Origin of the sequence: Pseudomonas sp. So3.2b (genome assembly GCF_019464415.1) — a bacterium.
GTDB lineage: Bacteria > Pseudomonadota > Gammaproteobacteria > Pseudomonadales > Pseudomonadaceae > Aquipseudomonas > Aquipseudomonas shahriarae.
The window spans coordinates 540,806-555,377 of record NZ_CP080494.1 but is presented as its reverse complement, the minus strand read 5'-3'; the positions used below and the strand labels follow the sequence as shown (position 1 = coordinate 555,377).

Here is a 14,572-nt window from a genome sequence, read left to right as displayed (position 1 = left end):
CCTTATTACTGGTTGAGTACGCGCTGTGACACCTGGCTCCATTTGGCTTTTTTGGTATCAACTTTCCCCGGATAAAAAAAGGCCCGCGGACGACCGAATATGCCGCGGGCCTTTTTTTATAGGGAAGTCATGGCGGTTAGCCACAGGCGTTGAGGCGAATCCTATCCGCGCCCTCAGCCGCATGTCAATTTAGTGAATCGTCTGTATTTAGGCAAAAAAAGTCTAAGCGATATTATTTAGCCATTATTTACGCGATATATACGCTCGGCCAATTCATCGCCTGAATAAGCCGCTGGTGGGTAACGCATTTTCCCCTGCGGCGTAAAATTCTATAAAAAACACATCTTGAAACATTTGTTTTCGTGGAAGGTCGAGGAATGATTAACGCGCGCAAATAGCAAGCATTATCATTCGCGCGTTTTCTTCCTCCTTCTTACGGATACGCCCCTAGATGCCTGCCTCTCGCCTGACGCCCATAACCCTTGGGCTTTCCGCACTGCTGTGCGCCGGATTTGCCTGCGCCGCGACCACACTGCCCGCCACCTCCATCAGCGCCGAAGCTGACGAGGACGACCCGCGCGTCAAAGACACCAACACCGCCACGCGCACAAGCACGCCGGTGCGCTACGTGCCCCAGGCGATCGACTCGGTAAAGACCGAGAACCTGCGCGCCTACGGCACCAACGATCTGGGCCAGGCCCTGAGTGGCATCCCCAACGTCAGCAGCGGCGCCGACACGCGCTTCGACAGTTTGCGCATCCGTGGCTTCGAAGCCAGCAACGACTTCTACCTCGATGGCATTCGCGACGACAGCCAGTACGTGCGCGACCTGCACAACATCGAACGCATCGACGTGCTCAAGGGCCCCGCCGCCGTGTTGTACGGCCGTGGTGGCCAGGGCGGGATCGTCAACCGCGTCAGCAAAATGCCCCAGGCCGGGCGTGCTTCCAGCCTCGAGGCCCAAGGCGGCACGAACGGGCTGCGCAGTCTGTACACCGACTTGAGCGCTGACCCGACCGAGAACATCAGCCTGCGCCTGAACATGGGCAACGAGGACACCGACAGCTTCCGCGACGGCATCAGCGGCAACCGCAAACTGTTCGCGCCGTCGATAAGCTGGCAACTGACCCCGCAACTGAACTGGCTGGTGCAATACGAATACAGCCGCTACGACCGCACCCCGGACCGTGGCATCCCCGGCGTGCGCGGGCGCCCGGCCGATGTGAGCCGCGACACCACCTACGGCGACCCACGGGACTATATCGACGACACCACCCAATCCCTGCGCTCCAAGCTCGCCTATGAACTCAACGACAGCTGGCAACTGCGCCACACCCTGGGCGTGTTCAAGCTCGACAGTGACTTCGACAACACCTACCTGACCGGCTACAACCCCGTGACCAACATGGTCGGGCGCCAGCGCTGGCAGCAAGACCTGACGACGCGCAACGTATTCAATAACGTCGAACTCGAAGGTGGCTTCAATACCTTTGGCCTGGAACACCGCCTGCTGACCGGCGTGGAGCTGGGCAGCCAGCGCCGTGATCCGAAGTTGTACAGTGGCCAGGGCGTCCCGGCGCTGGATCTGAACCACCCCAACCGCCACCTGAGCCATACCGGGCCGATGACGATCTCGAGCAACAACCACACCGAGGTCGAAAGCCAAGGCCTGTATGTGCAGGACCAACTGCGCCTGAACGATCAGTGGCAGTTGCTCGCGGGTTTGCGCTACGACCGTTTTGAAGTGGACACCACCAATAAAATCATCAACCTGCGCAAAAAGGTCGACAGCCACAACACCAGCCCACGGCTGGGCGTGGTGTGGACGCCGGTGGAGAACCATTCGTTCTACGCGTCATGGAGCAAGACGTTTTCCCCCACCGGCGGCGGCCTGATCGGCATCACCCCGAATGCGACGGACAATACCAATGACCTGAGCCCCGAGCTGACCAAGCAAAAGGAAATCGGGGTCAAGAGCGACTGGCTCGACGACCGCTTGAGCACCACCCTCGCCGTGTATGAACTGGAGCTCTACAACCGCCGCACCCGCGACCCAGAGAAGCCACTGATCACCCTGCTCAGCGGAATCCAGCGTTCCCGTGGTATCGAGCTGACCACCACCGGCAAAATCGTCGGCAACTGGTATGTACGCGGCGGCATCGGCGTACAGGATGCCAAAGTGGTGAAAGACAACAATGGCTTTGAAGGCAAACGCATCAGCGACGTGGCCAAGCGCAACGCCAGCCTGTTCGTTACCTGGAAACCGGAAATGGGCTGGTACGCCGAAACCGGCCTGACCCTGGTGGGTGATCGTTATGCCGATAACGCCAACACCGTGGTGTTGCCGGGCTATGGCCGCTGGGACGCCCTGGCCGGGTTCCGGCACAAGGACTGGGATGTGAAGGCGGCACTCAATAACATCAGCGACAAGACGTACTACGCGTCGGCGACCAGCGCCAACCAGATCCAGTTCGGCGAGCCGCGCAGCCTGGTGGTAACGGGGACGTACAACTTCTAAGCCACATGCGGCTCATGGGGGAGCGGGCTTGTCGGATCGCCGCATCGCCGCGAAGACGTCGGCCCAGCCAACATTGATGTTGACTGACCCACTGCTTTCGCGAGCAAGCCCACTCCCACAGAGGATCTGCGCTTAACTGACTGGCATTAGGGCAAGCCCGCTCCCACACTTGCAGATCAGTGTCAGTCAGTTGCGGATCAATTCGCACAGCACCTGCACTTCATCCTCACTGAACAACCCCAGCGGGTAGCGCTCACTCATCACCCTGCGTGGATCAGCCTGCCGGATCCGGCGCGAGCCGTTTGCCTTCAACCAAAGTGCCAGCGTGTGAATCGCGTCACCTCGCACGACCGAAGGATGGGGCGCGCGTGTATAGACCAGGTTGATATCGGCGTTCATTTCAGCGCTCTCTCCTACTGCTTGAGCGGCTAACTTACTCAAGGTTTATGACAGAACTGTGCAGTCACAAACCCCGATCACTGTCACCACGCCGATACAAGAGCTATGCCAATAAGCCCGATTTACGGGCTTGCACACACACAAAAGCCCACGGCCCCAATGGGCCGTGGGCTTGCTGTTATTGCCCAGTGCAGTGGCTGGCGATCAGCCGTCGTACGGCGAAATCGCCTGTTACAAGTGCACTCAGTTTTTGTGCGGCGCGGGCTGTTGTTGGGTCAGACAGTGGATATTGCCGCCCCCCAGTAACAGTTCACGACCTGGCACCATCACCACTTCATGTTGCGGGAACAGACCCTGAAGGATTTCCTCGGCGCGACTGTCCAGCGGGTCGTCAAAACTCGGCGCGATGATGCCGCCGTTGACGATCAGAAAGTTGACGTAGGAACCGGCCAAACGCACGGTCGGATTACGCTCCTGGGAACCGTCCACCGGATCGACACCAGCGCACTCTTCCTCAGTGGCGTACAACGGCCCCGGGATCGGCATTTTATGTACGATAAACGCGCGGCCCTTGGCGTCTGTGCTGTTTTGCAGCACGTCCATGGCGGCATGGCAGCGCGCATAGTTCGGGTCTTGCGGGTCGTCGGTCCAGGCCAGCAATACTTCGCCCGGGCGCACGTAGCAGCAGAAGTTATCCACATGGCCGTCGGTTTCGTCGTTGAACAGACCGTCGGGCAGCCAGATGATCTTATCCACAGCCAGGTTGGCGCTGAGGACCGCTTCGATCTCTTCGCGGCCCAGGTGCGGGTTGCGATTACGATTAAGCAGGCATTCCTCGGTGGTGATCAGCGTGCCTTCACCATCAACGTGGATCGAGCCGCCCTCCAGCACAAAACCTTCGGTGCGATAACGCGGGCTGCGCTCGATCTCAAGGATCTTGCCGCCCACCTGGGAATCGCGGTTCCACGGGGCATACAAGCCACCGTCAAACCCGCCCCAGGCGTTGAAATCCCAGTTCACGCCACGCACTTCGCCCTGGTCATTGATCACGAAGGTCGGCCCGCTGTCGCGTACCCACGCATCGTCGCTGGACATCTCCACCACTCGGATATTCGGCACATCCAGGCGCGCCCGGGCGTTTTCGTACTGGCCGGCGGAGACCGCAACCGTCACCGGTTCAAAACGCGCAATGGCCTTGGCCACTGCCGCATGGGCCGCCTGCGCCGGCTTGCCGCCCAGGCGCCAGTTGTCGGGACGCTCGGGCCAGATCATCCAGGCCTGGGTCTGGGGCGCCCACTCGGCTGGCATATAAAAGCCGTCAGCGCGAGGCGTGCTGTGCAAAGTGGTCATGGCGATCAGGACTCCAGGGAACCGTCGAGGGTCTTGAGCGCGCCGTACAGGTTCGGCCGGCGATCACGGAACGAGCCCCACGCGCTGCGGATGTGCTCCAGCTCATCGAGGTCGAAACTGTGCACCAGGATGCCTTCTGCGGTTTCGTTGAGCTCTTCGACTTTTTCGCCGAACTGGTTGGCAATGAACGACGAGCCGTAGAAGGTAATGTCGTAGCCGTCCTGCTCTTCGTTGCCGATGCGGTTACTGGCGATCAGCGGCATCAGGTTGGCGCCGGCATGGCCTTGTTGCACGCGCTGCCAGTGGTCGCGGGACGAAATGGTCTTGTCGTGTGGCTCGCTGCCGATGGCGGTCGGGTAGAACAGGATCTCTGCACCTTGCAGCGCCATGCTGCGGGCGCATTCCGGGAACCACTGGTCCCAGCAGATGCCCACGCCGATCTTCGCGTAGCGGGTGTTCCACACTTTGAAGCCGGTATCACCCGGGTTGAAGTAGTACTTTTCGTGGTAGCCAGGGCCATCCGGGATGTGGCTTTTACGATAAATCCCGAGGTTGGAGCCGTCGGCGTCGATGATCGCGATGCTGTTGAAACGCGCACGGCCAGCCAGTTCGAAGAAGCTGATCGGCAGCACCACTTGCAGTTCCTTGGCGATTTTCTGGAAGTGCTTGATGGCCACGTTGTCGTCAACCGAGGTCGCCAGTTGCAGATAGTCCGGGTTCGGCTTCTGGCAGAAGTACGGGCTTTCGAACAGTTCCTGGATCAGGATGATCTGCGCGCCTTTGGCGGCGGCCTCACGGACCAGCTTTTCAGCGGTCTCGATATTGGCTTCGAGGTCCCAGGAACAAGCCATCTGGGTAGCGGCGACGGTAACGATACGGCTCATGAATCATCTCCTGGGCGGTGGTCAGCGGCCAGGATAACCAGGGCCGATGACAGAAAGGGGAATGCTGCGCGACTTTATAGCGGATAAAAATCGGCTTTTAAAGCACGCAAACATCCGACTATCTAAAAAACTCAAAATATTCCCGATAACAATCGGTTTTAAAAGTGAAACCCCAATCAACTGTGGGAGCATTTCAATTTATTGAAGGGGGTTACAACCCTTCATCCAGCACCTTCGACAACATGTCGACAAAGAAATCCACACTGCGTCTAGACGTGACCATCGGCGGCTTGATCTTGAGGATGTTCAAATAGTCCCCGGTCGGCTGCATAAAAATCCCCAGCTCACGCAAGCGATCACACAGCTTGGCGGTTTCTTGCGTCGCCGGCTCCAGAGTCTGCCGGTCCCGCACCAACTCCAGCCCCAGATAAAAGCCCGAGCCATGCACCGCCCCCACCAGCGGATGGCGCTCGATCAGCGCCTCGAGCCGCGCCTTGAAGTGCCCGCCGACCACCTGGGCGTTTTCCCAGAGCTTTTCTTGCTCCATCACATCCAGCACCGCCAGACCAATCTGGCAACTGACCGGGCTGCCGCCGGAGGACGAGAAGAAGTACCCTTCGGCCTCCAGCGCTTCGGCGATTTCCCGGCGGGTGATCACCGCACCCAACGGCTGGCCGTTACCCATGCCCTTGGCCATGGTGATGATGTCCGGCACCACGCCCTGCTCTTCAAAGCCCCAGAAGAAATGGCCCATGCGCCCATAGCCAACCTGCACTTCATCGGCGATACACACCCCGCCCTGGGCGCGCACCAGGGCATACACCTGCTGCAAATAGCCCGGTGGCAGGGAGATGCCACCGGCATTGCCATATACCGGCTCGCAGATAAAGCCCGCCAACTGGCGCTGGCTGGCGGCGATTTTCGCCAGGTTGTGCTCCACGCTGCGCACGTAATCCGGCGCAGTGTCCGGGCCACGGAATTCGCCGCGATAGGTATTGGGCGCGGTCACGGGGTGCACCCAGTCGGGCCGGCTGCTCAGGGCCTGGGGGTTGTCGGCGATCGAGGTGGACACCGCATCGGCCGCCACCGACCAGCCGTGATAGGCCTCCAGCACACTGAGCATGTCGCGCCCGCCGCTGTAGGCCCAGGCCAGGCGGATCGCCAGGTCGTTGGCTTCGGTGCCACTGTTGACCAGGAACACGCGGTCCATGGACTCGGGCGCCAGCGCCAGCAGACGCTCGGAAAACTCGGCAATTGCGGCGTAATGAAAGCGTGAGTTGGTGTTGAGCAGCGACCACTGCCGCGCCGCCACCTGGGCCATGCGCGGATGGCCGTGGCCCAGTACCGCGACATTGTTGAGCATGTCCAGGTACGAGCGGCCCTGCATGTCGATCAGATGATTGCGCCAGCCACGCTCGATGCGCGGCGGGTCGACGTAATAGTGCTTCTGCGAGCGGGCGAAGCTGGCATCGCGCCGGGCCAGCAAGGCTTCTGGATCCACCTCCGGCTCGGCGTCACAGGCCAGGCCCAGCAGCGTCGCCGGCGATGGGCACAACGCCTGCCAGGCCGCAGCGCGGGACGGCGTGCAGAACAATGGCGGATCAAGGTCAACCCGGCACAGTTGCACGGTCAATGCCCCGCACGCCTCCCCCAGGACCTGGCCTTTGAGCACCGCGGCACCGGGTTGCAAGGCATTTTTCAGGCCCTGTAGCCGTACATTCAGTTGCGCGCTATGCAGACTTAATACGCCATCGGCGGTGCAGCGCAGGATGCCGGCGAACGGCGCCTCTACGACGCTGCCCTGGGGCACATACAGTTCGACGTGCAGAGCGAACGTGTGCGGTTCGCTCGCGCAGTCCGGGCGCGTGCGGGACAAGCGATACTGGCCATAACGACTGGCCGCCAAGCCGTGGACCGTTGCAGCCTGCTGCAATAGATGTTGGTCGATGCCAGGGGTTTCCCAGTTTCCGGCTTCGAAATGTTCACTGAGTACACCCAGGTCGATCAGCGCGAACTCGCGCCCCACCAGGCCCGGCAGCAGCGGGGCAAAGCCTTCGCCGGCCACTGGTTTGGGGGTTGCACCGACGCACGCCTGGATCGCCGCCTCCATCAATTCAAACGGCACCGAGGTGGCAACGTGGAAAATTTCCCACTCGTGCTCGGCATTCTTCAACAGGTAAGAGTTATCTGGGTCCAGGCGCTGCTGCTGTTCGCTGCTCAGGACTAGAACCGCCGCACGGGCCACAATCAGCGGCCACAACGCCTGCAATTCCTGGGGTTGCAAAGGGGTCAACGCGTGACAGGCCTGGATCGCCGGCAGGATCGCAAACGGGTCGCCGTCAGCGTGGTGCAGTAAAGCGGCGCAGGTCACCGACAGGTCGGCAATCCGCCAGGTATGCACCAAATCACCGAAGTCGATAACGCCCTGCACCTGCCAATGCCGCTCGGCATCCCGCTGCCACACCACGTTGTCGTCGGTGATATCCATATGCACCGCCTGCCACGGCAATTGCTCGGCCAGGGGGCGCAGGCGCTGCTCGACCTGGGCGGCGACCTGTTCCAGAGCCGCACGCTGGGGCAGGTTGTCGAGTGTCGAGAGTAAATGACGGATCAGTTCCAGGGCGTGGCGCGGGTCCCACTGCAGGGTGCGCTCCAGGCCCCCATGGGCGAAGCCGGCCAATGCCCGGCTCATCTGCCCGCACAGCTGGCCAAACCCGGCGATCACCTCACGGCCCAAGTGCGGCAGGTGGGTCAGCGGCTGGCCGTCGATATAGTCCAGCACCCGCAGGTGCACCGCCTGCCCGGCCACCGTCAGGCTCAGCAGTTGCTCGCCATCAAGGGTACTGATGACCGTGGGCACCCGAACCGCCGCCTGTGCCTGCAGGTGCGCCAGGGCGGCGTGCTGGGCGTGCAGCTCGACGGCGGCATACTCGCCACGGCAGATTTTCAGGACGAAGCGGCCCCGGTCACTGTCGACCCGGTAATTGAGGTCTTGCTGGCTGCCCAGGGACTGCAGCGTGCCACTGAGGCCGTAATGTTGCTCAAGCATCTGCAAGGCTTGCTCCGGCCCGACTTGAGGGCACGGCAAACTGGCGCGGTGGATCAATGTATCGAGCAACATGTGACGGCCCCTGGTTTTTTGTCCGGCGCTTATATCGCCATTGTTAATAGGTCTGATGCAACCCAAACCCATTGTGATGGTCTTCTTTGAGCACGCAAGCCTTTGAGCACGCAAGTCGGGCCAATCTGACCACCGCCCCTTGCACCGCCCATCGCAAGCCCGCAAGCTATGCCCCATTCGCTCAGTTTCCGTCCAAGGAAAAGGCCTCTCGACATGCGTATTCTTGTTACCGGTGGTGCCGGTTTTATCGGTTCCGCACTGATCCGCCATTTGATTCAAAACACTGAACATGAAGTTCTCAACCTCGACAAACTGACCTACGCGGGCAATCTTGAGTCGCTGACCAGCATCGCGACCGACAGCCGCTATGAGTTCGTCCAGGCCGATATCATCGACCAGGCCACCGTCAGCGCAGTGCTGGCACGCTTCCAGCCCCAGGCCATCATGCACCTGGCGGCCGAGTCCCATGTCGACCGTTCCATCGACGGTCCGTCGGACTTTATCCAGACCAACATCGTCGGCACCTACAGCCTGCTTGAAGCCACTCGCGCCTATTGGCAACAGTTGGCAGAGCCGGCCAAGAGCGCCTTCCGCTTCCATCACATTTCCACCGACGAAGTGTATGGCGACCTGCATGGTGTGGATGACCTGTTCACCGAAACCACGCCTTACGCGCCCAGCTCGCCTTACTCTGCGAGCAAGGCCGCGTCCGACCACCTGGTTCGCGCCTGGCAGCGCACCTACGGTTTGCCGGTGCTGCTGACCAACTGCTCGAACAACTACGGGCCGTTCCACTTCCCCGAGAAGCTGATCCCGCTGGTGATCCTCAATGCCTTGGCAGGCAAGGCCCTGCCGGTGTACGGCGATGGCCTGCAAGTACGTGACTGGCTGTTTGTCGAAGACCACGCCCGCGCACTGCTCAAAGTAGTCACCGAAGGTGTAGTGGGCGAGACCTACAACATCGGCGGGCACAACGAGCAAAAGAACATCGACGTGGTGCGTGGCATCTGCGCACTGCTCGAAGAGCTGGCGCCACAGCGTCCGGCCGGCGTTGCCCAGTTCACCGACCTGATCACCTTCGTCAAGGACCGTCCAGGCCATGACCAGCGCTACGCTATCGACGCCAGCAAGATCGAGCGCGAACTGGGTTGGGTCCCGGAAGAAACCTTCGAGAGCGGTCTGCGCAAGACCGTGCAGTGGTACCTCGATAACCTGGAATGGTGCGGCCGGGTCCAGGACGGCAGTTATCAAGGCGAACGCCTCGGCAACACCGAAGCGAAGGACCTGATTGCATGATGAAGGGAATCGTACTGGCCGGTGGCTCCGGGACGCGCCTGCACCCCATTACCCTGGGGGTTTCCAAGCAGTTGCTGCCGGTGTACGACAAACCGATGATCTACTACCCGATTTCCGTGCTGATGCTCGCCGGAATCAAGGAGATCCTCGTGATTTCTACGCCGGTGGACTTGCCGCAATACCGCAACCTGTTGGGCGACGGCAGCCAGTTCGGCGTGCAGATCAGCTATGCCGAGCAACCCTCGCCCGATGGTTTGGCACAGGCCTTCCTGATCGGCGAAGCGTTCATCGGCAATGACCCCGTATGCCTGATCCTGGGCGACAACATCTTCCACGGCCAGCATTTCAGCGAGCAACTGCGCGCCGCCGCCAAGCGTCCATCCGGCGCCACAGTGTTCGGCTACTGGGTCAAGGACCCGGAGCGCTTCGGCGTAATTGATTTCGACGGTGAAGGCCGCGCGCTTTCCATCGAAGAAAAACCCGCCAAGCCAAAGTCCAGCTATGCCGTGACCGGCCTGTACTTCTATGACAACGATGTGGTCAAGATTGCCAAGGCCGTCCAGCCCTCGCCACGCGGCGAGCTGGAGATCACCGACGTCAACAATGCCTACCTCAAGCGCGGCGACCTGCATGTCGAGCGCTTCGGCCGTGGCTTCGCCTGGCTCGATACCGGCACCCATGACAGCCTCCTGGAAGCCTCGATCTATGTGCAGACCATCGAGCACCGCCAGGGCTTGAAAGTGGCTTGCCTGGAAGAAATCGCCTACGAAAACGGCTGGATCGACCGCGACCATCTGCTGGAGCGGGCCAAATACTTCGGCAAGACTGGCTATGGCCAGTACCTGTTCTCCCTCGCAGGGGAAGCCCAATGAATGTGAGCGGTACACCGTTGAAAATCCTCATCACCGGCCAACACGGCCAGGTTTCCCGCGAGCTGCAACAGCGGCTCCAGGGCCTGGGTGAACTGGTCGTGCTCGGTCGCGACCAGCTCGACCTGGCCAACCCCGAGCAGATCCGCCAACAGGTGCGCAGCCATCGCCCTGGGCTGATCATCAACGCGGCGGCCCATACTGCTGTCGACCAGGCCGAGAACGAGCCCGAGGTGGCCTTCGCGATCAATGCCACGGCGCCCGGCATCCTCGCCGAAGAAGCCAAGGCCCTGGGCATCCCGTTGATCCACTACTCCACCGACTATGTGTTTGACGGCAGCAAGCCCGCGCCCTACACCGAGGACGATGCGCCCAACCCGTTGGGTGTCTACGGCCAGAGCAAGCTGGCGGGCGAGCAGGCCATCGCGGCGGTGGGCGGTCAGTACCTGGTCCTGCGTACCAGTTGGGTGTATTCGAGCCACGGCAAGAACTTCCTGCTGACCATGCAGCGCCTGCTCCAGGAAAAACCGCAGATGCGTATCGTCGCCGATCAGATCGGTGCGCCGACCTGGGCCGGGACCATCGCCAACAGCACCCGGGCACTGATCGAGCGCTGGCAGGCCGGCCAGGCCGGGGACTGGGGCGTCTATCACTTGACGGCCCAGGGCGAGACCTCGTGGTTCGGCTTTGCCCAGGCCATTGGCGAGCAACTGCTGGCCGAAGGCAAGGCGTGCGCCGAGCTGGAAGGGATTCCCGCCAGCGACTACCCCACGCCCGCCAAGCGCCCGTTGAACTCGCGCCTGGACTGCAGCCGTCTGCAACAGCAATGGCACGTCGGCCAACCGCAATGGCGCGAAGCATTGCGCGAGTGTCTTGCACAGCAGCACTAGGCATAATGCGCCTGTACCCACAGGCGCAGACTTACATGACTCCACCCCTTCCACGAAGACCCCGCTGGCGCAGCCTGGCGTTGCTGGCGTTATGCCTGGCACCGCTGCTGTGGCCGCTGGAGCATCTGGCCGAACGTTACTACCGCAGCGAGCTGGCCGGGCAGAACCGCCAGACCCTCGACCTGTACGTCGCCAACCTGCTGGGCACCCTGCACCGCTACGAAATACTGCCGCAAATCCTCGGCGAATTGCCGGCCTTGCGTACCGCCCTGGAAGCGCCTCACATCAGCACCAACCTGGTCGCCGCCAACCAGTTGCTCAAGGAGGTGTCAGTCCAGGCGGGCGTGGAAGTGATGTACCTGATGGACACCCGTGGCAAGACCCTGGCCGCCTCGAACTGGGACAAACAGGACAGCTTCGTCGGCCGCAACTTTTCCTTTCGTCCGTATTTCAGTGAGGCCATGGCCGGGCGCCTGGGGCGTTTCTTCGGCCTGGGCACCACCTCGGCCAAGCGCGGGTACTTCTTCGCCGCTGCGGTGCGCGAAGACGAACATGTGATTGGCGTGCTGGTGGTCAAGGTCGACCTGGACCACACCGAAAGCCTCTGGGGCCAGACCCCCGAGCAACTGCTGGTCACCGACCACAACGGCGTGGTGATCCTGACCTCACGCCCACAATGGCGTTTTCGCGCGACCCGGCCACTGACCGAGGCCGAGCACCAGGCGATCGTCGCGATCCAGCCCTACCCGACCCGCGACCCACAGCCCCTGACTTTCAGCTCCAATGCCTGGCTGCGCCAGTCCACCGAAATCGCCGAAACCGGCTGGAATGTGGAGATTCTTGCGCCGCGCACCCTGATCGACCGCCCTGTGCGCACGGTGGTTGCCGTCGGCGGCGCGACCTTACTGGTGCTGATGCTGCTGCTCGGCCTGATGATGCAGCGCCGTCGCCACTACCTGGAACGCATCGCCTTTGAAGCCAAGGCCCGGCGCGAGCTGGAAATGCGCGTGGCCGAACGCACCAGTGACCTCGAAGGCCTCAACCGCCGCCTGCGCCAGGAAGTACTGGAGCGCGAAAATGCCCAGCAGGAATTGGTGCGCGCCCAGGATGACTTGGTGCAGGCCGGCAAACTGTCGGCGCTGGGTACCATGTCGGCGAGTATCAGCCATGAACTCAACCAGCCCCTGGCGGCCATTCGCAGCTACGCGGAAAACGCTGAGATTCTCCTCGATCACCAGCGCACCGACGACGCGCGGGGCAACCTCAAACTGATCAGCGAACTGACCGGGCGCATGGCCTCGATCATCGCCCACTTGCGCGCCTTTGCCCGCCGCGACCGGCATGCCCCGGAAAGCGTGGCCCTGCAACCGGCCCTGGACGATGCGCTGGCATTGCTGGCCAAGCGCCGACGGGCCATGGAAGTGGAGCTGATCCGCGACTTGCCAGAAGCCTCCCTGTGGGTGGAGGCTGGGGAAACCCGTCTGCGCCAGGTGCTGGGCAACCTGCTGGCCAATGCCCTGGATGCGTTGACCGAAAAGGGTCCGCCACGCAAATTGTGGCTGAGTGCCGAATCCACCGAGCAGGGCGTCAACCTGTACATCCGCGACAACGGGCCGGGGTTCTGCATGGAAGCCCTGGGTCGCGCCGGCGAGCCCTTCTACACCACCAAGACCCGCACCCAGGGCCTGGGGTTGGGCCTGGCCATTTGTGACACCCTGATGCGTGCCTTTGGTGGTGAACTGCTGTTCGCCAACCACAAGGAAGGCGGCGCACTGATAACCTTGAAACTGCGCGCCGGAGCACCCGGCGTCAGTCTGCAACCGTCCGAGGACCGCAGTGTATGACTATCGAAAACCAGATTCAGGTGGTGTTGATCGACGATGATCCGCACCTGCGTCAGGCCCTGTGTCAGACCCTGGACCTGGCCGGGCTGAAAGTCCTGCCCCTTGGCGAGGCCACCGGCCTCACGGCGCGCCTGTCGCGGGATTGGCCAGGGGTGGTGGTCAGCGATATCCGCATGCCCGGCATGGACGGCCTGGAGCTGCTCACCGAACTCCACAGCCTCGACCCGGAGTTGCCAGTACTGCTGATCACCGGCCACGGCGATGTGCCACTGGCGGTGCAAGCAATGCGCGCCGGCGCCTATGACTTCCTCGAAAAACCCTTCGCCAGCGACGCACTGCTCGACAGCGTGCGCCGCGCCTTGTCGCTGCGCCGGCTGGTGCTGGACAACCGCAGCCTGCGCCTGGCCCTGAGTGACCGCCAGCAATTGAGCACGCGCCTGGTCGGCCAGTCGGCGCCGATGCTGCGCCTGCGCGAGCAGATTGGCGCGCTGGCGGCGACCCGCGCCGACGTGCTGATCCTCGGCGAAACCGGCGCCGGCAAGGAAGTGGTGGCGCGCGCCCTGCACGACCTGTCGAACCGCCGCACCGGGCCCTTCGTCGCTATCAACGCAGGCGCCCTGGCCGAGTCCGTGGTCGAAAGCGAGCTGTTCGGCCATGAGCCGGGGGCGTTTACCGGTGCGCAGAAACGGCGCATCGGCAAGTTCGAATTTGCCAACGGCGGCACGTTGTTCCTCGATGAAATCGAGAGCATGAGCCTGGATGTGCAGGTCAAGTTGTTGCGTCTGCTACAGGAGCGGGTGGTTGAGCGCCTGGGGGGCAATCAGCAGATCCCGCTGGATATCCGCATCATCGCCGCGACCAAGGAAGACCTGCGCCAATCCGCCGACCAGGGGCGCTTTCGCGCAGACTTGTACTACCGCCTGAACGTCGCGCCGCTGCGCATTCCGCCGCTGCGCGAGCGGGGCGAAGATGCCCTGATGCTGTTCCAGCACTTCGCCGACGAGGCCAGCAGCCGCCACGGCCTGCCGCTGCATGAGCTGCAGCCGGGCCAACGGGCAATGCTGTTGCGCCATAACTGGCCGGGCAACGTGCGCGAACTGCAAAACGTCGCCGAGCGCTTCGCCCTTGGCCTGGAACTGGCCCTGGACAGCGCACCGGACGGCCCGGCGCCGGGTGTACCGATGTCGACGGGGGGCTTGAGCGAGCAAGTCGAGCACTTTGAAAAAGCCCTGATCGCGGCCGAACTCGGCCGCCCCCACAGCTCTGTGCGCAGCCTGGCCGAAGCCCTGGGCGTGCCGCGCAAAACCCTGCATGACAAGTTACGCAAGCACGGCCTGAACTTTGCCGACAGCGGCAACGCCCACGCTGACGACGATTGACCTTTTCCCCCTGCCAAGAGAC

General features: G+C 62.2%; 10 protein-coding genes. 6 read left to right on the top strand and 4 right to left on the bottom strand.

What is annotated here, in order from left to right; genetic code table 11:
• Window positions 1-451: 451 nt before the first annotated feature.
• Window positions 452-2,518, top strand: a complete 2,067-nt coding sequence (locus tag K1X80_RS02445) for a TonB-dependent siderophore receptor (RefSeq protein WP_220172639.1) — start codon at window positions 452-454, stop codon at window positions 2,516-2,518.
• A 186-nt stretch (window positions 2,519-2,704) separates the two neighbouring features.
• Here K1X80_RS02445 and K1X80_RS02440 read toward each other — a convergent pair whose 3' ends face one another.
• From K1X80_RS02440 to K1X80_RS02425, 4 genes are all read right to left on the bottom strand, one after another.
• Entirely contained in the window at window positions 2,705-2,917 is a 213-nt protein-coding gene (locus tag K1X80_RS02440) for a hypothetical protein (RefSeq protein WP_057437095.1), read from the bottom strand.
• A 243-nt stretch (window positions 2,918-3,160) separates the two neighbouring features.
• Entirely contained in the window at window positions 3,161-4,267 is a 1,107-nt protein-coding gene (gene aguA / locus K1X80_RS02435; protein ID WP_057437092.1) for an agmatine deiminase, read from the bottom strand.
• Between the two features lie 5 nt (window positions 4,268-4,272).
• On the bottom strand, window positions 4,273-5,151 hold the full coding sequence (aguB, locus tag K1X80_RS02430; RefSeq protein ID WP_057437091.1) for an N-carbamoylputrescine amidase: 879 nt from the start codon (window positions 5,149-5,151) through the stop codon (window positions 4,273-4,275).
• Window positions 5,152-5,362: 211 nt separating this feature from the next.
• Entirely contained in the window at window positions 5,363-8,272 is a 2,910-nt protein-coding gene (locus K1X80_RS02425; protein ID WP_198799820.1) for an aminotransferase, read from the bottom strand.
• 213 nt (window positions 8,273-8,485) lie between these two features.
• Between K1X80_RS02425 and rfbB the strand changes: the two genes are divergently transcribed.
• The 5 genes from rfbB to K1X80_RS02400 are packed head-to-tail and all read left to right on the top strand — an operon-like array spanning window position 8,486 to window position 14,550.
• Window positions 8,486-9,568, top strand: coding sequence for a dTDP-glucose 4,6-dehydratase (rfbB, locus tag K1X80_RS02420; RefSeq protein ID WP_169989228.1), 1,083 nt, complete (start codon window positions 8,486-8,488; stop codon window positions 9,566-9,568).
• Window positions 9,565-10,440: a glucose-1-phosphate thymidylyltransferase RfbA gene (rfbA, locus tag K1X80_RS02415; RefSeq protein WP_120731257.1), complete on the top strand. Its 876-nt coding sequence runs from the start codon at window positions 9,565-9,567 to the stop codon at window positions 10,438-10,440. The genes rfbB and rfbA overlap by 4 nt, the downstream gene beginning before the upstream one ends.
• The gene (gene rfbD / locus K1X80_RS02410) at window positions 10,437-11,327 is read left to right on the top strand and encodes a dTDP-4-dehydrorhamnose reductase (RefSeq protein WP_120731255.1); all 891 of its coding nucleotides are present in this window, start codon (window positions 10,437-10,439) and stop codon (window positions 11,325-11,327) included. The genes rfbA and rfbD overlap by 4 nt, the downstream gene beginning before the upstream one ends.
• A gap of 35 nt (window positions 11,328-11,362) precedes the next feature.
• Window positions 11,363-13,171 carry an ATP-binding protein gene (locus K1X80_RS02405; RefSeq protein ID WP_057958015.1) on the top strand — a complete coding sequence of 603 codons (1,809 nt, stop codon included), beginning with the start codon at window positions 11,363-11,365 and terminating at the stop codon, window positions 13,169-13,171.
• Window positions 13,168-14,550, top strand: coding sequence for a sigma-54 dependent transcriptional regulator (locus K1X80_RS02400; RefSeq protein ID WP_057437084.1), 1,383 nt, complete (start codon window positions 13,168-13,170; stop codon window positions 14,548-14,550). Before K1X80_RS02405 ends, K1X80_RS02400 begins: the two co-directional genes overlap by 4 nt.
• Window positions 14,551-14,572 lie beyond the last annotated feature (22 nt).

What these genes read in the sequence shown, in the direction of transcription:
- K1X80_RS02400 (WP_057437084.1), top strand. Translation starts at nt 13,168, where the DNA reads ATGACTATCGAAAACCAGATTCAGGTGGTGTTGATCGACGATGATCCG.
- K1X80_RS02445 (WP_220172639.1), top strand. Translation starts at nt 452, where the DNA reads ATGCCTGCCTCTCGCCTGACGCCCATAACCCTTGGGCTTTCCGCACTG.
- K1X80_RS02440 (WP_057437095.1), bottom strand. Translation starts at nt 2,917, where the DNA reads ATGAACGCCGATATCAACCTGGTCTATACACGCGCGCCCCATCCTTCG.
- rfbD (WP_120731255.1), top strand. Translation starts at nt 10,437, where the DNA reads ATGAATGTGAGCGGTACACCGTTGAAAATCCTCATCACCGGCCAACAC.
- K1X80_RS02405 (WP_057958015.1), top strand. Translation starts at nt 11,363, where the DNA reads ATGACTCCACCCCTTCCACGAAGACCCCGCTGGCGCAGCCTGGCGTTG.
- rfbA (WP_120731257.1), top strand. Translation starts at nt 9,565, where the DNA reads ATGATGAAGGGAATCGTACTGGCCGGTGGCTCCGGGACGCGCCTGCAC.
- K1X80_RS02425 (WP_198799820.1), bottom strand. Translation starts at nt 8,272, where the DNA reads ATGTTGCTCGATACATTGATCCACCGCGCCAGTTTGCCGTGCCCTCAA.
- aguA (WP_057437092.1), bottom strand. Translation starts at nt 4,267, where the DNA reads ATGACCACTTTGCACAGCACGCCTCGCGCTGACGGCTTTTATATGCCA.
- rfbB (WP_169989228.1), top strand. Translation starts at nt 8,486, where the DNA reads ATGCGTATTCTTGTTACCGGTGGTGCCGGTTTTATCGGTTCCGCACTG.
- aguB (WP_057437091.1), bottom strand. Translation starts at nt 5,151, where the DNA reads ATGAGCCGTATCGTTACCGTCGCCGCTACCCAGATGGCTTGTTCCTGG.